The sequence below is a fragment of the Allorhizobium paknamense genome (genome assembly GCF_030815125.1).
In the GTDB taxonomy this organism is placed as follows: domain Bacteria; phylum Pseudomonadota; class Alphaproteobacteria; order Rhizobiales; family Rhizobiaceae; genus Allorhizobium; species Allorhizobium paknamense.
Map to the genome: position 1 here is coordinate 94,608 of NZ_JAUSWH010000015.1, position 17,820 is coordinate 112,427.

General features: G+C 57.8%; 20 protein-coding genes, 1 pseudogene and 1 riboswitch. Of the genes and pseudogenes, 6 read left to right on the top strand and 15 right to left on the bottom strand.

Going from position 1 to position 17,820, the window contains the following annotated elements; all coding sequences use genetic code 11:
• Positions 1 to 23: 23 nt before the first annotated feature.
• From QO005_RS19270 to QO005_RS19315, 10 genes and pseudogenes are all read right to left on the bottom strand, one after another.
• Positions 24 to 803 carry an anti-sigma factor family protein gene (locus QO005_RS19270; protein ID WP_307159676.1) on the bottom strand — a complete coding sequence of 260 codons (780 nt, stop codon included), beginning with the start codon at positions 801 to 803 and terminating at the stop codon, positions 24 to 26.
• Complete coding sequence (locus QO005_RS19275; protein ID WP_081177394.1) at positions 800 to 1,306, bottom strand: sigma-70 family RNA polymerase sigma factor; 507 nt, start codon at positions 1,304 to 1,306, stop codon at positions 800 to 802. Before QO005_RS19275 ends, QO005_RS19270 begins: the two co-directional genes overlap by 4 nt.
• Positions 1,307 to 1,363: 57 nt before the next feature.
• Positions 1,364 to 1,786, bottom strand: a complete 423-nt coding sequence (locus tag QO005_RS19280; protein ID WP_307159677.1) for a nuclear transport factor 2-like protein — start codon at positions 1,784 to 1,786, stop codon at positions 1,364 to 1,366.
• Between the two features lie 176 nt (positions 1,787 to 1,962).
• The gene (locus tag QO005_RS19285; RefSeq protein WP_307159678.1) at positions 1,963 to 2,769 is read right to left on the bottom strand and encodes a putative universal stress family protein; all 807 of its coding nucleotides are present in this window, start codon (positions 2,767 to 2,769) and stop codon (positions 1,963 to 1,965) included.
• A gap of 215 nt (positions 2,770 to 2,984) precedes the next feature.
• Positions 2,985 to 3,422 carry an EamA family transporter gene (locus QO005_RS19290; protein ID WP_307159679.1) on the bottom strand — a complete coding sequence of 146 codons (438 nt, stop codon included), beginning with the start codon at positions 3,420 to 3,422 and terminating at the stop codon, positions 2,985 to 2,987.
• Positions 3,419 to 3,808 (bottom strand): fluoride efflux transporter CrcB, encoded by a 390-nt coding sequence (gene crcB / locus QO005_RS19295; RefSeq protein ID WP_165137468.1) that lies wholly within the window; start codon positions 3,806 to 3,808, stop codon positions 3,419 to 3,421. The genes QO005_RS19290 and crcB overlap by 4 nt, the downstream gene beginning before the upstream one ends.
• 10 nt (positions 3,809 to 3,818) lie before the next feature.
• Positions 3,819 to 5,636 (bottom strand): voltage-gated chloride channel family protein, encoded by a 1,818-nt coding sequence (locus QO005_RS19300; RefSeq protein ID WP_307159697.1) that lies wholly within the window; start codon positions 5,634 to 5,636, stop codon positions 3,819 to 3,821.
• A gap of 95 nt (positions 5,637 to 5,731) precedes the next feature.
• A riboswitch (Fluoride riboswitch) is annotated at positions 5,732 to 5,811 on the bottom strand.
• Between the two features lie 72 nt (positions 5,812 to 5,883).
• Positions 5,884 to 5,997, bottom strand: a pseudogene (locus tag QO005_RS19305) (cytochrome b); the annotation flags it as partial.
• A 31-nt stretch (positions 5,998 to 6,028) separates the two neighbouring features.
• Positions 6,029 to 6,715 carry an SMC-Scp complex subunit ScpB gene (gene scpB / locus QO005_RS19310; RefSeq protein WP_307159680.1) on the bottom strand — a complete coding sequence of 229 codons (687 nt, stop codon included), beginning with the start codon at positions 6,713 to 6,715 and terminating at the stop codon, positions 6,029 to 6,031.
• A gap of 2 nt (positions 6,716 to 6,717) precedes the next feature.
• Positions 6,718 to 7,671: a DUF1403 family protein gene (locus tag QO005_RS19315; protein ID WP_307159681.1), complete on the bottom strand. Its 954-nt coding sequence runs from the start codon at positions 7,669 to 7,671 to the stop codon at positions 6,718 to 6,720.
• Positions 7,672 to 7,795: 124 nt separating this feature from the next.
• Here QO005_RS19315 and QO005_RS19320 point away from each other — a divergent pair, with 124 nt between their 5' ends.
• Positions 7,796 to 8,929 carry a site-specific integrase gene (locus tag QO005_RS19320; RefSeq protein WP_307159682.1) on the top strand — a complete coding sequence of 378 codons (1,134 nt, stop codon included), beginning with the start codon at positions 7,796 to 7,798 and terminating at the stop codon, positions 8,927 to 8,929.
• A gap of 378 nt (positions 8,930 to 9,307) precedes the next feature.
• On the opposite strand, the gene QO005_RS19325 is transcribed toward QO005_RS19320, so the two are convergent.
• Entirely contained in the window at positions 9,308 to 9,739 is a 432-nt protein-coding gene (locus tag QO005_RS19325; protein WP_244713794.1) for a plasmid maintenance toxin (PemK-like), read from the bottom strand.
• Positions 9,726 to 10,004, bottom strand: a complete 279-nt coding sequence (locus QO005_RS19330; RefSeq protein ID WP_112828854.1) for a type II toxin-antitoxin system Phd/YefM family antitoxin — start codon at positions 10,002 to 10,004, stop codon at positions 9,726 to 9,728. Before QO005_RS19330 ends, QO005_RS19325 begins: the two co-directional genes overlap by 14 nt.
• Before the next feature lie 167 nt (positions 10,005 to 10,171).
• Between QO005_RS19330 and QO005_RS19335 the strand changes: the two genes are divergently transcribed.
• Positions 10,172 to 11,242, top strand: a complete 1,071-nt coding sequence (locus tag QO005_RS19335) for a site-specific integrase (protein WP_370878116.1) — start codon at positions 10,172 to 10,174, stop codon at positions 11,240 to 11,242.
• A 118-nt stretch (positions 11,243 to 11,360) separates the two neighbouring features.
• Here the strand turns inward: QO005_RS19335 and repC are convergent, their stop codons facing one another.
• The 3 genes from repC to repA form a co-directional block, all read right to left on the bottom strand.
• The gene (gene repC / locus QO005_RS19340) at positions 11,361 to 12,599 is read right to left on the bottom strand and encodes a plasmid replication protein RepC (RefSeq protein ID WP_307159683.1); all 1,239 of its coding nucleotides are present in this window, start codon (positions 12,597 to 12,599) and stop codon (positions 11,361 to 11,363) included.
• Between the two features lie 190 nt (positions 12,600 to 12,789).
• Positions 12,790 to 13,797, bottom strand: coding sequence for a plasmid partitioning protein RepB (repB, locus tag QO005_RS19345; protein ID WP_112635411.1), 1,008 nt, complete (start codon positions 13,795 to 13,797; stop codon positions 12,790 to 12,792).
• Between the two features lie 154 nt (positions 13,798 to 13,951).
• Positions 13,952 to 15,169 carry a plasmid partitioning protein RepA gene (repA, locus tag QO005_RS19350; protein WP_112635415.1) on the bottom strand — a complete coding sequence of 406 codons (1,218 nt, stop codon included), beginning with the start codon at positions 15,167 to 15,169 and terminating at the stop codon, positions 13,952 to 13,954.
• A gap of 374 nt (positions 15,170 to 15,543) precedes the next feature.
• Between repA and traI the strand changes: the two genes are divergently transcribed.
• Genes traI through QO005_RS19370 form a run of 4 tightly spaced genes read left to right on the top strand, consistent with a single transcriptional unit; the run spans position 15,544 to position 17,820 of the window.
• Entirely contained in the window at positions 15,544 to 16,170 is a 627-nt protein-coding gene (traI, locus tag QO005_RS19355) for an acyl-homoserine-lactone synthase (RefSeq protein ID WP_112635409.1), read from the top strand.
• A 10-nt stretch (positions 16,171 to 16,180) separates the two neighbouring features.
• Positions 16,181 to 17,158 (top strand): P-type conjugative transfer ATPase TrbB, encoded by a 978-nt coding sequence (gene trbB / locus QO005_RS19360; protein WP_112635407.1) that lies wholly within the window; start codon positions 16,181 to 16,183, stop codon positions 17,156 to 17,158.
• On the top strand, positions 17,148 to 17,528 hold the full coding sequence (locus QO005_RS19365; protein ID WP_112635405.1) for a TrbC/VirB2 family protein: 381 nt from the start codon (positions 17,148 to 17,150) through the stop codon (positions 17,526 to 17,528). Before trbB ends, QO005_RS19365 begins: the two co-directional genes overlap by 11 nt.
• Positions 17,521 to 17,820, top strand: a complete 300-nt coding sequence (locus QO005_RS19370) for a conjugal transfer protein TrbD (protein WP_172891011.1) — start codon at positions 17,521 to 17,523, stop codon at positions 17,818 to 17,820. Before QO005_RS19365 ends, QO005_RS19370 begins: the two co-directional genes overlap by 8 nt.

Sequence of the window (17,820 nt, forward strand, 5' to 3'; positions counted from 1 at the left end):
TTGACATTGAGATTGACCCGGTTTCAAATCATTCCTTGATAAATCGCAGTTGCGATCGGAAGAAGCTTTGCCCGATCGACCGAGGCGGATACCGCGAAATCGAACCCCTGATCCACCCAGACAAAGCTGGACACGCCGTTTTTCTCTTCAAACGTGAACGCTGTCTGCGCTGATTGGCCGGCGCGTAGATAAACGGCCAGCCTCTCGCCTTTGTCATCCTCGTACATGAGTTGTGCAGCCGCAGCGCCACCGCCCGGAAGGACGCGTCCGCCGAGCAGCTTATACCCGAATGCCGAAAGGTTCGGTGGCGTCAGTGCCCGGCCGGATCGCTTCGACAGCCATGTGACCAGATGTGCCTCGTCATCCGCTCCAACTTCGACCGGATGGGCTACTTCGACCACGAAGGTCCGATAGGCGTCAGATGCATTCGCGGCAAAACCCGCCTCGGACAATCGCGCTGCGTTGATTTGCACGCCTTCAGGCTTTAGCCACCAGCCACCGGCCAGGCCTAAACCCAGGAAGATGCAAGCGGTCATGGCGGAGCGATACCAGCCTCGTCTTCGCAAAGCTGCGTTGGACTGAAGGTTGGCGATGCGCAGCCGCGCTGGAATGGGCTCTGCGAATTTTTCAGATAGCCGCACTCGCAAGGCTTCCCGGTCCGCAAGCTGTTGCGTGACCCTTGCGCTCACTTCAGGATGACCAGCAAGATAGGCGTCGACAAGCGCCTGACGGTCAGGCGTCAGCTTTCCGTCGATGTAAGCCTGAAGATCATCTTCGCCGATCGGCGAACCGGTGTTCATCATTTTACCCTTCGCAAGGTCACGGGCGTCTTGTTGTCTAGGATAGATCGGAATTTCTGCCTGGCGCGCGACAGCCGCGACATCACGGTTCCTACCGGCACACCAATGACGGCAGCAGCCTGCTCATAGGACAGATCCTCGACGCCAACCAGAAGCAAAAGCGATTTTTGATCGTCGGAAAGCCTATCGAGCGCTTCGAGTATATCGCGCACGGCAATGCCATGATCCTGATCGGCTGGCGATCCGGGGAGCGTGACGGTATCGAGGTCGTGGTGTGGACCCCGGCGCTGGGATTGGCGTCCAGCCGAGATGTGCAGGTTTCGCATGATGGTAAACAGCCATGCCCGCAGGTCACCATCAGTCCGGCGCAGATACCAGCGTGATATCGCACGCTCAAGGCAATCCTGTACGAGATCGTCGGCACGGTTGTGATCACGCAGAAGCGCGAAGGCATAGCGTCGCAATGCCGGTATTTCCGCCTCCAGTCGCATCGCCATTGTCGACATCATCAGCCCTTCGGATCGGTGGCCACACCGGCGAAGCCGGCATGGCCACCCGTCGCCTTACTTTGCAGGCGGGTTGACCTGCCAGATTTCGTCGACAAGTTTTCCGTCACGATAGGTCATGATGTAAAGAACGGGAACCTTGTTCTTGCCGGCAAAGACAACATTCGCTGCAACGGTCGCGCCCTTCGGATTGGCTGCCTCCCAGAGTTCACCGACTGTAGCGGTCTGTTCGCCCTGTGCCGTCGAGAATTTGGTCCAGACTTCCGCTATCGCCTTTTCCGACGCATAAGTGCCGTCGAGCGGACCACCAATCCAGGCAAGGGAAGGATCCTTGCCGTATTCCTTGGTGATTGTCGCGACATCGCCCTTGGCAATCGCTTCAATACGGGTTTTGGCCATCTCCATGGCCGGGCCGGCAAGGGCTGCACCAGTAGACATGAGAAAAGCAAGAGGCAGAGCCATCAGAACTGTTTTGCGCATAGTGTGATCTCCTTGTTGAAATGACAGGAGAGAGACGCTGGCAATCACGCGTTATTCCACCCGGCAGCAAAAATAATTTTCTCCTCATTCACTGCGCTCAAGGATATTGAACTCCCTTTGGCTTGTAGAACGGATTCCAAGGGCGAAGTTCTACAGGAGGATGTGTCGTATGTAGCCTAATGGCTGAGAAAAACGGGCACACTTGTGTGATCCATCACTGCCTTCGTGGCCCCGCCAAAGACGGTCTCGAGGAATGCGCCATGACGGTAGGCGCCCATCAAAAGCGTATCCGCGCCGCCCCCATTGGCCTTTTCCAGAAAATCGTCGGCGTTTTTCGCAACGGAGGTCTGCAGCCGCCCTGTCCCGCTGACATGCAATGTCTGAAAGAACGCAACCGCCTCTGGGATGTCGTTCTCGTGCGCTGCGAGAATTATCACCGTATCAGCAGCGCGGAGCCAAGCTCTGGCCTTTTGAAGGCACGAACGTGTTTCGTCATCGTCCCTCCAGAAAATGGCGATCGAGCGGCCGAAAGAAACCGGAGTGCCGTTAGTATCCGGCGTAAAAACCACCAGCCGATGATGATCGAAAAGCGCCGCATGCAGGGCATCGCCGCCGTCCATCGATTGCGGGCGGGCGATGGTCACCAGATCGGCCGATCTGAGATGATTGCGGACACCGTCTTCTTCTCCACCATCAGCTTCCACCCACTCGACCTTGGCGCCGGCCGGCGACTGTTCACCCCCTGCCGACCACTCCTCGAAGATATTTCTGACTTGGTCCCGTCGCTGAAAGGCCGTGCCCTCATCGCGTATCCGCATTTCCTGCATATCGACTTCCTCTACGCTGCCTCCGATCTTGGCGGGATCAACGCAGACATGGAGCGCCGTGATTGTTGATCCCGGTTCGACTGCTGATGCAGCGTCGGCGATGAGCAGGCTGGAAAGGGCTGTTTTAGGATGTGGGATGAGTGCGACAACGTGCATGATTTTCCTCCTGGTTCAGATTTCCTGCGACGCAGCTTCCGCGTCTTTTTGTTCGTGGCTCCGAAACGAGATACCGCCATCGCCGTGCAGTCGTATCCCATCGCCTCCAAACATCCTCCAGCCAGAATACGCGATCATCCTCGGGCAGAACCGGGTGCCACGCGTACCAGACCTGCCACATCGGGAGGCGAAGTGGGTTCGACATCGGATCTGCTCTAGACGCGGTAAGCGACGAGGACAGCGCCGCAGGCAATCAGGCAGACGCCAAGCCAATTGGGGAGCGACAGACGCTCCCCCAGAAAGAGTACGGCAAAGATTGCGACAAAGACGACACTGAGCTTGTCGATCGGCGCAACGCGTGCGGCATCACCGAGTTTCAACGCCCGGAAATAGCAGATCCACGACGCGCCGGTTGCCAGGCCCGATAGAACAAGGAAACTCCAGCTACGGCCGGACACCGTATCCGGCGATTGCCAGTTTCCGGTGACATAGACCATCATCCCGGCGGCGGCCAGAATGACGATCGTGCGAATGAAAGTCGCGAAATCGGAATTGACGTTTTCGACCCCGACTTTTGCGAAGATAGCCGTCATTGCCGCAAAGCCAGCCGACAATAGCGCCCAGAAGGGCCAGCCAAGAAGAATACTTTTCATGCCGTTTGACCTCCAACCATACCACGCACCAGCGCCATGCCAGCGAACACTGCAATGAATGCCAGGATGACAGAAGCGCTGGCGTAGAGGATGGCGGCGCTAGTCTCCCCCCTTTCCCAAAGCCCTACAGCATCCAGCGAAAACGTTGAGAAGGTCGTAAAACCGCCAAGAATGCCGGTTGTCAGAAACAACCGCAGTTCCTGCGGCAGCCCGGTTCGCATGACAAAAATCTCCGTCAGGATACCCATCAGCAATGACCCGATGATATTGATCGATAAGGTTGCCCATGGAAAACCAAGTCCGAGCAGATGGGCCACTATAAGGTTCACACCATGGCGGACGGCACCACCGACGCCTGCACCCAGAAATACGATGACAAATCCCATGATCGCTTCCTCAGAACGTGCTGGATGACGACAAGCGACCCGACAGCGCGTCTTGCGCCGCAATCTCTTCACCCAGGACTTCCCACTGCTCGATATGCTTGTAGATGACCACCTTGCGGCATAGCAACTCACCGTGCGTCCGGCAGAAGGTCTCGAGATCCTGCTTCGGCGCGATCAGTTCGACGCACATGGTGAGATTGGGGTTCTGGATCTCCACACCTTCTGACTGCATCTTGCCGTGGTTGCTGTATCCGAACGTCGTGTGATGAGCGACCGCATTGATGATCCCTGCCGCTTTCGCCTGGATCACAAGTTCACGATAGAGCGGCTTGCTGCCGAACCAGCGCTTAGCCGCCTTCACTTTCTCCCCTGGGCGAAGATAGATGCGCACCATGCCGAATTCGCGTGAGGAGACGGTGTGGGTCATGACGATAGGCCTTTCGGTCAGATTGGCGTGAATGGAGAGGGAATTTGCATGCGTTGCCACAGGCGCGGGCGTTCTGCCGCCCTTCGTGCGGATCGCGCGCACCGGAACACCGGTCGGCAGGTCCGAAACAGCCGATTTGACGACGCCGATACGCTGAGACAAATAGATGCTCGAATGGCCGCTGAAGAGGTAGGCGAGAAAGCAGGCGGTGGCGATATAGACGCCATGGGTGGCCCCGAAGAGTTCAATCCCCATGACCATGCAGGCAAGTGGCGTGTTCGTTGCGCCAGCAAAGACGGCGACGAAGCCAAGTCCCGCCATCAAATCGACCGGGGCGCCGAGAAGCCCGCCGAGCGCACTGCCAAGCCCTGCACCGATGAAAAACAGCGGCGTCACCTCACCACCCTTGAAGCCGGCCGAGAGTGTGATGATCGTGAACAGTGCCTTCCACAACCAGCTCCAGTAATCGACGTGATCAGGGCGGAAGAAGCCGAGAATGGTCGGGTCCGCCGGATCAGGCGACCAGACCCCCAAGCCGAGATAGGCTCGAGTTCCAAGAAGATAGGTCAGGCCGATCAGGACCAGCCCTGCGAGGACGGGCCTTAGCGGCGCGTACCTGATCACCTTTTTCAAGAGGGCCGACAGATCGTGGCTGGCCTCGGCAAAGAGATGGGCGACCAACCCGAATATCACCCCTGCCAGAGAGACTTTCGCCAGTAGCCAACCGTCGAGATTGAAGGCGCCGCCGATATCGAAATTGGACAGATAGGCGATATGATACTGGATATGACCGATTCCCCAGGCATGACAGGTCCAGTCGGCCACGATGGCCGCCATCAGAGCAGGCAGAAGGGCCTCATATTGCATGCGCCCGATGGTCAGCACCTCCAGCGCAAAGATCGCGCCGGCGATCGGCGTTCCGAAGACTGCCCCAAACCCTGCCGCGATACCTGCCATCAGCAGGATGCGGATGTCGGCGGTTGATAGCTTGAACAGTTTGGCAAAGGCGCTGGCGATACTACCGCCCAGCTGAACCGCCGTTCCTTCGCGTCCGGCCGACCCTCCGACAAGATGGGTGAGTACAGTCGAGACGAGGACGAAGGGCGCCATGCGTAGCGGCACGCCGCCACCTGGCTCATGGATCTGGTCGACGATAAGATTGTTGCCGGCCTCAGCCGTCCCGCCGAAGCGCCCGTAGGCCCAGACCATGGCAAAACCGGCGATCGGCATCAGAAAGATCAGCCAGGGATAGGCGAAGCGCAGTTCCGTGGCGCGATCGAGGCTCCAGAGGAAAAAGGCGACAAGGGACCCGACAATCATCGCCATCGGGACGGTGACCGCAACCCATTTGCCGATGCTCTGGATTTGCTGAAGGCGCAGGCTGGAAAACTGACGGATCATCACGCGAGCGCTCCAGAAAAAGCGCACGCCACAACGACGATCGAACTCGATAGTTGGTAATCTGACACAACTCTACCCCTCTGCCGGCTGCGGCAAGTTGAGTAGGAGTCATCAGCTTCATCCTGCGAAGCGGTTCGGCCACCATGGCCAGGCAGAATCCATTACCGGAAACGTGAGTAGATGAAGTCTGGTGCCGCGTCAACATGGCCGAAGCTGCAGCGGCAGCCGGAAAGGCGCGGATCAGATGCTAGCCGCTTGTCATGCGACGCAGGACATCTGTCCGGAAATAAAAATGCTGTGCCAAAGCACCAACGGCGTGCGCAGCGATCGTCGCCCACAGGATCGCCTTCAATACCTGTGAAGTGCGCAATGCGGTACCAAGCCGAAAGCTGTCAATCTTCCAACATGTCGTCCCCGATGGCCGGGTCAGTATCCACCGAGCCACCCTGCTTACTTAAGAGACCAGCGTCTTCCAGCGCCTCGATATTTGGCAGGTCCCGCAATGTCTCCATGCCAAAGGCCGAGAGGAAATATGGCGTCGTGACATAGGTATATGGGGCGCCCGGCGTGGGGCTCCGTGGGCCGGAGCCGATAAAACCTGCTCCACGCAAACCGCCGATCGTATCGCGGCTGACGTCCTTGCCAAATATCTTTGACAACTCACCGCGCGTGATTGGCTGGTAATATCCGACAGCCATCAGCACCATCGCCTCAGATTCAGACAACGCTGCCACGCCGCCTCGCGTAGGCGCGGACGAAGCACGGATCGTCTCGGCAAACCTTGGTCGGCTCCGGTGTTGCCACCCGCCTGCGACCGAGACCAGTTCATAAGGGCGATCTCGCAGCTCTCCGACCAGGTCGTCGATCAGCAGGTCGATGCTGCAGTCTTTGCCGACCACCCGCGCCAGAGTCTCGCGGCTGACCGGCTCGGAGGACGCAAAGATGACCGCCTCGACGCGCATCATCCATTCCCGCCAGCGCATTTCCGACGGCAAGTCCAAGAGCTCCCGATCATACAGGAGCTCCTGCTTGCGTTCCCGGGCTTGACGGCGGGGTTTGGCTGCGCGCGCTCCTGCCATTGTCACAATCCAAATATTCGGAAGGAGGACCGGCCCGAGAGCTCGCGTATCGCCTCAAAGCCTTCGAGCCGCTCGAACAGCCGGCTTGCCGCCCATCGTGACAGGCTGGCCCCGGCTGCCGAAGCGGATACAGCGTCTTCGTTCAACAGCCGACGGATGACCGGTTCAGCTCCTCTGGTCCTGACTTTGGCTGCGATGGCCAACAAACGGCTAGCGCGGCGATCGATCTCCGCAGCAGAACGAAGTGCCAGTTCGGCGCCATCGACAATCGCCATGCAGATCGCTTTCGAATAGGCTGACTCACCCGGCATGACGCGACCCCGGCCACCGATGGTGCGGAAAGCTGGGCCAAAGCGCTCGGGTAGCACCAGGGGAACTGGTTGAGACCAGTTCAGCTTCTGAGCCAGCACCATCTCGCCCAGACCAAGTGCTAACACTTCTGCGTCCGGGCGAGCCGCAGAAATCGCCATTATAAGGTCCGCCACCGCGAAAGGTGCCGAACGCCCGGACTGAATGGCAGAATCGACGAGATCAGCGACCGAAGCAAGATCGTCGTCCCACCGGATCGATAGAAGCGTGGCCAATTCCTTTATAAACGATGTGCCCGGCATGCCGATCCGGCGGGATAGCATTCGTGTGGCCAAAAACAGCTTCCCGGCAGGACCGGGATCACCGTCCGCGGGCGTCAACAAAACAGCGTCCCGCAGCGCGGGTTCTTCCTCGTTGCGACCGAGCATCCTGGCCGCGACGGCGGCTGACTTGAGAGCAAGACGATCACGCCAGCAGCCTATCCATGGTGTATTCGAACGGATCAAATCGTCGAGTGATTTCAGCGCGATACCTGCGGCGAAAGCAGCATCCCGCTCGTCAATTTCACGGCCACGCGCCAGCGCCCAGCTTGGGAGGTGGCCGGGCCATGTGGAGGTGGCAGAGGACGCAGATGTGATCGAATCCATTCGCAGCAGCATAAATCAGATGTGCGGTTAGTGCTACTTTTTTCGTTATAAACCGCACAGCCTGTCGCGAAGATCAAACGTCCGATAATCTTGCATTATCGGACGTTTTCCTCATTATAGAGATATGGCCCAAATCATCGAGCAAAACACCAAAAATCACGTCGAGGAGACCTCAGCGCCGTCTCTCAGCACGGCGGCTGGGCGTGATGTTTCCGCGCCAGAGGCGTCAGGCGCAAGCCCCCTCCCCTCTCTCGCTAGCGGTAACGTGACACCTGCTCATCTTGCCAGCCTCGCCGATCGCGCTCGTGGCTATGTCCAGGCGGCCAGTTCCGCCAACACGCGCAAGGCCTACGCGGCCGACTGGAAGCATTTTTCGGCGTGGTGCAGGCGCTCCAATCTGGCCCCCCTGCCCCCGCATCCGCAAACCGTCGGACTTTACATCACAGCTTGCGCTTCTGGCACGGCTGAACGGGGTGCAAAAGCGAACTCTGTCTCGACCATCGAACGCCGCCTCTCCTCACTCTCCTGGAACTATGCCCAGCGTGGCCTCTCGCTCGATCGCAAGGACCGGCATATCGCCACCGTGATGGCCGGCATCCGCAACAGCCACGCCAAGCCACCTGTCCAGAAGGAAGCGGTCATGGCTGAGGATATCATTGCCATGGTCGAAACGTTCGATCGCGGCTCCCTGCGCGGCCTACGGGATCGGGCCATGTTGCTCATCGGCTTCGCTGGCGGCCTTCGGCGCTCCGAGATCGTCGGCCTCGACCTGAAGGCCGACCAGACTGAGGACGGTCGCGGTTGGATCGAGATCCTCGACAAGGGTATGCTCCTCACCCTGCGAGGTAAAACCGGATGGCGAGAGGTCGAGGTCGGTCGCGGCTCGGCCGATGCGACCTGCCCGGTCGCCGCAATCGAGACCTGGATCAAGTTCGCCAAGCTAGCTCATGGCCCTCTGTTTCGCCGGGTCACCGGGCAAGGGAAAGCTATCGGCTCGGAGCGGCTGAACGACAAGGAGGTTGCTCGGCTTGTGAAAAGGGCCGCAATGGCTGCCGGCGTTCGCGGCGATCTCAGTGAGATCGAGCGGGCTTTAAAGTTTTCCGGCCATTCCCTTCGCGCGGGCTTGGCCTCCTCCGCTGAAGTCGACGAGCGTTACGTCCAGAAACAGCTTGGTCATGCTTCAGCGGAGATGACACGCAGATATCAGCGCCGGCGGGATCGCTTCCGCGTGAATCTGACTAAGGCATCAGGGCTTTAGTTGGCCCTCCCCTACTCCACAGTGAAATCGTAAGAGGAGATTTCAGTGCCGAATTTCTCGCTTAGCGCTTCAATTGAAATCGGGAGCTAAAAGCCACAACCAGCATCAAAAGCGGGACCAACCAAGTTTAAAATGGGCAATTTCGCGAGATCGTAAGCCATTGATATTATGGTAAATGATCTTTTAAAAGAACTCTATATAAATATTGCAGTTCGCCACATGGTATGATCGGCGGTTGAGGTTATAACCATCGATAAGTACCTCTTATCGGTGGTGATTGATCTGACGGCTCTGAAGGCCTAAAGTCGTGGCAAATCACGGCGAAGATCACTGCTGGACGCGCAGAATTCGAGGGCGAACAAAAGGATGAAGAACAGCTCAATCGCTGCGAATGGTCGCCTTGTGACGCTGGCTTCTCGCGAGCTCAACGAACCGGCGCTTTACCTCTTCGAACAATGCCGGAGGCAGCGGCCCGTGATATCCGCTCTCGCTGTCAACAGGGCGAATATCGGGCCCCGGCCAGACGAAGCGGTTGCTCTCGGTCAACACGATCCAAGATCGCTCGTCATCGAGACCCAGGCGACGTTTGGTAACCGGCGGGATTTCGATTGCTTCGCTGGGATCGGACGGTGGCGAGTGCGTGATTGGCAGGACACGCACTGCAGGTGTCCCGTCCTGAAGCGTCGCAACAATCGCCAGCACGAGAGCCGGGCGATCCTTGTCCCCCTCCTCTCGTCCGTCCAGATGCTGCCAATGCCAGAGATAGGAATAGCGAAAGACCCAGCCGACCTTCGGTTCAATCGGCAGCATTCTTGTCCATCAGCAGTTCGGCATTGAGATGATCCAGGCCCCGCTCCATCATCGAAGCCTCGATCGCGGCCAGTTCGTCGTCACTGATCGCAGCCGTCAGATCGACCCGACGGTCCCGCTTGGCCAGCCGGAGATAATCTTCATAGGCCATGAGCACCGTGCGCGGCCGGCCGTTCTTGGTGATGATGACCGGCTCTCGCACGGCGGCATCCTGGTAGGCACCGAAATTCTTCGAAACCGCAGCTGCTGTCACAATCGACGTCATGGCAGATCTCCTTTGTTCCGGAATATACGGGCTTTCCGGAACTTTTGCAAATGTGCTCCTGAAAGTGACGGAATACGATGACGCGAAAGCCACTAACATCCAAATCGACCGACGATGTGGTTACGCGACGTGTGGAAGAACTCGATACCATCGCTGCCGTACTCCCAATGGAACGCCGTGACGAATTGGCTGAGCTCCTGACGGACCAGGATGTCGAGACGCTCCGTCATCTCGTCAACGAAGGCATGGGCGCAAATACACTGCGCGCGCTCACCTCCGATCTCGCCTACCTGCAGGCCTGGTCGCTGGCGGCATCAGGACGATCACTCGCCTGGCCCGCGCCGGAAGCGCTGCTGCTGAAGTTTGTCGCTCATCACCTCTGGGATCCGGAAAAGCGTCTGACGGATCCGGATCATGGCATGCCGGCCGAGGTCGAGGACAAGCTTCGCCTCCAAGGGTTTCTCCGTTCTTCAGGCCCCCATGCACCCGACACCGTGCGCCGACGTCTGGCAACCTGGTCGACGCTGACCAAATGGCGCGGACTGCAAGGTGCCTTCACCTCCCCTGCCCTCAAGTCGGCCATCCGGCTGGCGGTGCGTGCAACGCCACGCCCGAAGCGGCGCAAGAGCGTCAAGGCCGTGACAGGCGATGTCCTGTCGAAGCTGATTGGCACCTGCCGGGCCGGCAGCCTGCGCGATGTCAGGGACAAGGCGATCCTGATGGTTGCCTTTGCCTCCGGTGGGAGGCGCCGCAGCGAAGTGGCGGGGCTGCGTAAGGAGCAGTTGGTCATGGAAGCACCTATCCCGGTTGAAGGATCAGCTCCCCTGCCCTCGCTGTCCATTCAACTCAGCCGCACCAAGACCAGCGGCGCCGACAACGAAGAGGTTGTCTACCTCACCGGCCGGCCCGTCGATGCGCTGAATGGCTGGCTCGAGGCCGGCAGGATCGAAAGCGGCAGTGTGTTCCGGGCGATCGATCGCTGGGGCAATGTCTCAAAGCGCGCGCTGGATCCGAAAGCCATCAACGATATCGTCAAGCAGCGCGCCTTCATGGCAGGGCTGGACCCGGCGGAGTTTTCCGCCCATGGCCTGCGCTCCGGCTACCTGACCGAGGCAGCCAATCGCGGCATTCCGCTTCCAGAAGCCATGGAGCAATCCCGGCATCGATCGGTTCAGCAAGCATCCGAATACTACAATAGCGCAACGAGACGGAGTGGCAGAGCAGCCAGGCTGCTCTAGTTCGGTGATGCTCTCTCATGGGAGGGCGCGCCAGCTATAAACCGTGGAACGAGTGCTGTATGAAATGCGGCGCCACTGCCGTACGATCATGCCTCTACCTGGTACCTCGTATAACCCATCACCCCGTTTTCCGATCGCCGTTCGCATTGGCACGCATCAGTGACATTAGCATCGGTCCCAGCCCGAACTCCCCTGCCCGCGCTCGGCGCGTGAGATCGCGGAGATATCCACCTGCCGAATTGATGTGCCCTGCCCTCTCCAAGATTGCAGCCATCGCAACCGCGGCGTTCTCCGGCCCCATCACCTCGCAAGCCTCCTGGTAAGCCGACGGGCTAACGCCAAGCATGGATCGAACCACCACCGCGGCCCCCATCAGCTCGCGCCAATGGGAGATCGTCCCGCCGGGCCCGTAGTCCAAAATCTGCGGGCAGGCTTTCAGGACCATCGACAGTGGGAACGCCTTAATCTGTTCCGGTTTTGCCAACGGCTGAGCAACCGCTTTGGGTTCTACTTCCAGCTCGACGGCTCCGCCCTGCTCTTTTCCAGAGCTAGGTTCAAGTTCATGGATGGATTCGGGTTTTGAATTCTGTATGTGACAGCCATTTTGAACAGCATTGCCGTCCATATTTTGAGAATCTAACTGATTTTCCAGAAGGTTGAGGATTTCGGTGCGCAAAAGCTGCATCTCGTCGAGGATTGCCTCCACCTGGCGACGGTCAGGATTGCGGGGGAGTCGGCTGACAATGCCGACATACATGTTTTCGATGGCTTCCCAGTCGCCGTCGGCCCCCTCATCCATCGCGGCGGAAATTAGCTTGCGTACATCACGCCGGCAGATAGTCAGCGCCTCTTTGGCCCGTCTGAACTGCAGGCGTTCAGCCGCGACTTCCCGTGCCAGACCCGCAAGTTCCGCAGCACGAGCCAAAAGTGGAGAAAGATCGAACCCGAAGGCTTGCTCGATGTCGCCACCCTTGTCCCGGTGAGCGTAGCGCTTTCCGTTGGGACTATCCTTGCGCTGGATGAGCCCGGCTTCGACCAGGGCAGCCAAATGCCGCCGCAAGGTCGTTCCGGTTATGCCGTGCGCTCTGACAGACAGCTGAGCATTGGATGGAAAGACCACCAATCCACTATCGCAGTTGAGCTCGCTCTCTGGATAAAACGTCAGCAATGCGTCCAGCACAGTCAGCGCCCTGTCCTGGAGGCCAAGGCGTTCACGGGCCTCACAAGCGTCGCGAAACACCTTCCATTTTTCGACCGGGCGGTTTGGTTTCGTCTCAGACGTCTGCAGCTGTCTCTTTACGAGAGCAAGCACGACCGGCCGCCGCCCAAAGGGCGTCGTTACATTTTCGGGATGCATTTTCCTACCTTTCGAAAGGCAACAGAAAAACGCTCGCCGGAACGACGTCAAAGACTCTTGACGGGGATTCTGAGAAGTGCGATTCTCTCAACCGACCAAAGTGGAGAAGGCTCTTCGGAATTCATTTCGGAGGGCTTTTTCTTTGCCGATTTTGCTTCACCGTGAAACAGTCCAGCGGCTCAATTCATCATCAATCCCCCTCGCGATTCTGTTTTTGAAATTGTTCGTAAAGCTCATCCAGTCTCGCTGACACAAACTTGGCGAACGCTGGAACAGCCTTTTCTTCGAAAACGATGGACGTCTTGCCATCGTTCGCTTCGATGCTCACTGCGCGCTTACCCGTCGGAGTTCTCCAAACGTCCGTCGACTCAGATCTCTTTTTGCTTACCTTGGGGTGCCCGGACAACTCACGCAGCAAGCCACTAAGACGCGCATCGCTGTCTAGCCGCTGTTCAACATATCCTCTTAGAATCTGCTGGGCCGCTTCGACCATTGATGGATTTGCAAGATGTTCGGCCAGAGCCATCCATCTGGCGCGTCCCGCCTTGGGCGCGGGGCCAATCAAGTTTACGACACTGTCCGGCAATCGTCGGGCCACCGCAATGTATCTGCTCACATCCGCTTTATCCGTAACGAGAGCAGAAATAATAGTGGCGCGGTCGCACCCACCGTCCTCCAGATTTCGTGCAAAAAAGGCCTTTTCGATAAAGGATAGATCTTTCCGATCCAGATTTTCCCGGCCTTGGGCAATGTAGAGTTGGCTGTCAGAAAGACTTTTAACAATTGCTCGGACAGGTCGCCCGAGCTGTTCGGCAGCTCTCAAACGGCGTCGTCCATATGCAATCTGAAACCTCCCCGCAGTTTCAGGATTTGGACGAACAAGGATCGGCACCTGCTGCCCATGTTCAGCAATACTTGCTACCAGCGCCTCAAAATCGGGGTCGACCTCGAGCTGTATGCGATCAGTTATCTTTGAGTTATCGATCGCAGACGGGTCGAGGGAAACGACCGGTTCACCTTCGGCCAATTGTTGCTGCAGCTTGGTTACTTGCTTGGCATTTTCCGCCATTTCATGGAGTGAGGACCCCATCGCCGATATTGCACCAGTGCGCACCCGATCAGGAGACCTGGCCGGTGACGATGCGGTGACGACCGGCTTTTTCATGAAGAGGTTGTCGATGGAATCCTTGCGGCTCATGAACTTACTCCAGGATGAGAGTCCCGATCAATTGGCTCGCTGTTGGGAGCTCCCAACAAACGCGGTTCAACACTCTGGGAAGATGGGCTGATCGGAATGGTTGGGAGCTCCCAACAATCCGCGATATCATTATGTGGAGAACCGAATTGGGTACTCATGCCCGACCCCAAGCCTGCTTAATCAATGTCTCAACCTCCGAGTTGACCGCCTCCAACGACTCCATCGCACGATCATAGGTGGAGCGAGTCATGTTCTCACGACCAATCTCATAGAGGGTCTGCTTGGTCAGGCCGGCGTCCGATACCGCTGCAGACTTCAGCATGGGATTCGTCAACACGTAGTCATCAAAAAGATTACGGAGCAGAGCCGCGACCTTCGTTTGAGGAGCGTCTTGAGGCTCATATCTGGTCAATAGGTAGCGGATGAAATCATATTTGAGTTCGCCGCCAGCATCCCGCACTACACCGAGCAGATCACGCGTCATCAAAAGGAACTGACTCATCGACGATATGTCGAGCATCTGCGGATGAATCGTGATGATCATCGCAGTCGCTGCGCACAATCCACTGAGCGTTAGGAAGCCGAGCTGAGGAGGGCAGTCAATCACGACGACGTCGTAGTTGTCGGCAACCTCGTCAAGCGCCGCCGCTACTCGTGCAAAGAACAGCGTTTCGCCTGAAGCCCCCGCGCTGAGCGCTCTGGGCGTCGTATGCTCAAACTCCATCAGTTCTAGATTACCTGGGACGAGATCCAGGCCGTCGAAGTAAGTTGGCCGGATCACCTCCGAAAGTGCGCGACGCTCTTCGTCGTAACGAATTGCAGCATATAGAGTCTGGTTTGACGCGACATCCAATTCCGGAAGAACGCCTAGCAGTGCCGAAAGACTGGCTTGTGGATCGAGATCGACGGCTAGAACGCGATAGCCCTGGAGAGCCAGAAATTGTGCCAAATGAGCTGTCGTTGTCGTTTTGCCGGACCCGCCTTTGAAGTTGGTGACGGCAAGGACTTGCAGATGCTCACCTGGGCGACGGTGAGGGACAAATTCTATCGTCTCTCTACCGCGTGTCGATTGGGCGAGCAGTCGACGAATCTGGTTGATCTCACTGAGATTATATAGGCGCCTCCCGTTACTCGTAGTTTCCGGCTGCGGTCCTTCACCAGCCAGCGTCATCTTGCGCAACGTGGAATCAGATATTCCGATCAAACGAGCAGCTTCACCCGACGTAAACTTACGGAGGACCTTTTGTGAAGTCGGCGGGAACAGCGCCTCGCTCATAGACTGAAGCTGAGAGCTCAGGAGTTCAGCCTGCGCCCCGATCGTTTCATCAGCACTTGGGAGGCTGTGCCTATTCACGTTTTTAGCCACGCTCACGATGATCTCTCTTATCACGGATTTTAAGCCGAAACGGCCTGTTTACCGTGACGATACCTGCAACCAGTTTCTTGGCAAGGACTTAATGGTTAACGAAACCTTAATCGATGCATTGCCAACTACGGTAACCCAAACAGATTACGTATTTTATACAGTAACTTAGCATCTCCCTTGTAGCTTCCTGTTCCTCATTTGTTTTATTGTGAATCCTGCAACTTGCCGAACCCGTAAAGCAGTCGATTTCTCTGCCAAACGCATGCGGTCGCCATGTCTACCGCGACTCAGCGCGATTCTCATTTGTCGAATCCTACAACTGCCGCTCGGTTCCGATCCGTGCACATATCTCAATCGACTCAACATCGACGGAGATATCCATGCAGCTACTGGCGATTTCGACACCTCGAACCGCAAAAGAAGAGAGACTGCTCGCTGCCCAGCACGCCCTCCGGGCAAAAGTCTTCGCCGACCGGTTGGGATGGGAAGTCGACGTTGATGACGGGATGGAGATGGATCGATTCGATGATCTACGTCCAACATACATTCTAGCTGTCGGGGGTGACGATCGTGTCCATGGCTGCGCACGGCTTCTACCCGCCACCGGGCCGACAATGATCCAGGAGATTTTCCCGTCACTTCTTCCAGATGGGAGGCTCTTTGCTCACGCCGCAATGATCGAAAGCTCACGTTTTTGCGTCGATACGCAATCGCAAGGATCGAGTGCGCAGAGCTCCATCAACAACGTCACGCAAGCAATGTTTGCTGGCATCATCGAGTGGTCAATCGTCAACGGCTTTAGCGACATCGTCACCGTGACGGATCTGCGGTTTGAGCGGATCCTCTCCCGTGTCGGATGGCCATTGCAACGACTGGGAACACCTCAAAAGATTGGCGTCACCACGGCAATTGCAGGCGTTCTCCCCGCAGACCGCGCTTCGTTCCAGCGGTTGCAGCCACCGCACTATCGGTCGCTCATCGCTACTTCCTTCCACAAGGCCGCTTGAGGACAGCCACGTGACCCAGCTTCTTTCCCATCCAAGACTTGTACGCAAGCTCCAGGAGGCGCTAGGCGATCAGCTATGCGTCGCGCTCGACGACAGTAATGTCGTTGAAATCATGCTCAATCCAGACGGCAAGCTGTTCATCGAACGGCTTGGTCACGGCGTAGCGCCTGCCGGGGAAATGTCATCCGCTGCGGCGGAGATGGTCATCGGGACTGTTGCGCACGCTCTTCAGTCCGAGGTCGATACCAATCAACCTATCATCTCCGGTGAGCTGCCAATCGGGGGGCACCGGTTCGAAGGCCTGCTGCCTCCCATCGTTGCAAAACCGGCGTTCACTATACGCCGGCGTGCCTCACGTCTCATTCCGCTCGATGACTATGTTCGCACCGGCGTCATGACAGACCTGCAAGCAGGAACGATCAGAAGCGCGATCGCCTCGCGATTGAACATCATCATTTCAGGCGGGACCGGCTCCGGGAAAACCACGCTAGCCAACGCAGTGATCGACGAAATCGTAAGAAGTGCGCCAGAGGATCGACTGGTGATCCTCGAAGATACGGCGGAGATCCGGTGCGCCGCCGAGAACGCCGTTCTTCTCCACACAAGTGACAGCGTTGATATGGCCCGCTTGCTCAAAAGTACGATGCGCCTTCGACCTGATCGCATCGTCGTCGGCGAGGTGCGCGATGGCGCAGCCCTCACGCTTCTTAAAGCCTGGAACACAGGGCATCCGGGCGGCGTCGCAACCATCCACTCCAACACCGCCATGTCCGCACTCCGCCGGCTTGAACAACTCACGGCAGAGGCAAGCCAACAGCCAATGCATGAAGTCATTGGTGAGGCCGTTGACCTCATCGTTTCGATCGAGCGCACGCCCCGCGGCAGGAGAGTCCGTGACATCATAACCGTCGAGCGTTTTGCCAAAGGCGAATACGAAATCCAGTCCGAGCACCTTACGGAAGAACAGGAAGCCCGTCATGTTGCGTAAGACCAATGTTTTCGCTTTTTCAGTAATAGCAACTCATTTTGCCTTCGTGGTGCCGGCGATGGCGAGCTCAGGTGGTGGCAGCCTTCCTTGGGAAGGTCCTCTGGAGCAGATCCAGCAATCGATCACAGGTCCAGTCGCTGGATACATCGCGCTCGCAGCCGTTGCCATCGCTGGCGGTATGTTAATCTTCGGCGGCGAACTCAACGATTTCGCGCGCAGGCTGATGTACGTCGTCCTGGTCGCCGGCATTCTGCTCGGTGCGACGACGATCGTCGGCCTCTTTGGCGCCACCGGTGCATCGATCGGCATTTCGGAGAAAGTCACCTCTACCTTCCCAGCTATAAAATCAGGGGAGGGCACAGATGGCTGAAGCTGCCTCAAGACTGCAACGAAATCGCATTCATCGCGCGCTGTCGCGTCCGAACCTTTTGATGGGCGCCGACCGCGAGCTGGTGCTGATCACCGGGCTCGCCGCCGTGATCCTGATCTTCGTTGTCCTGACGGTCTACTCGGCGCTCTTCGGTGTGGCCGTCTGGATCGTCATCGTCGGTCTGCTTCGCATGATGGCCAAATCCGATCCGCTGATGCGGCAGGTCTATGCCCGTCACATTTCCTACAAGCCCCACTACCGGCCAACGGCCGCGCCGTGGCGAAGATACTGA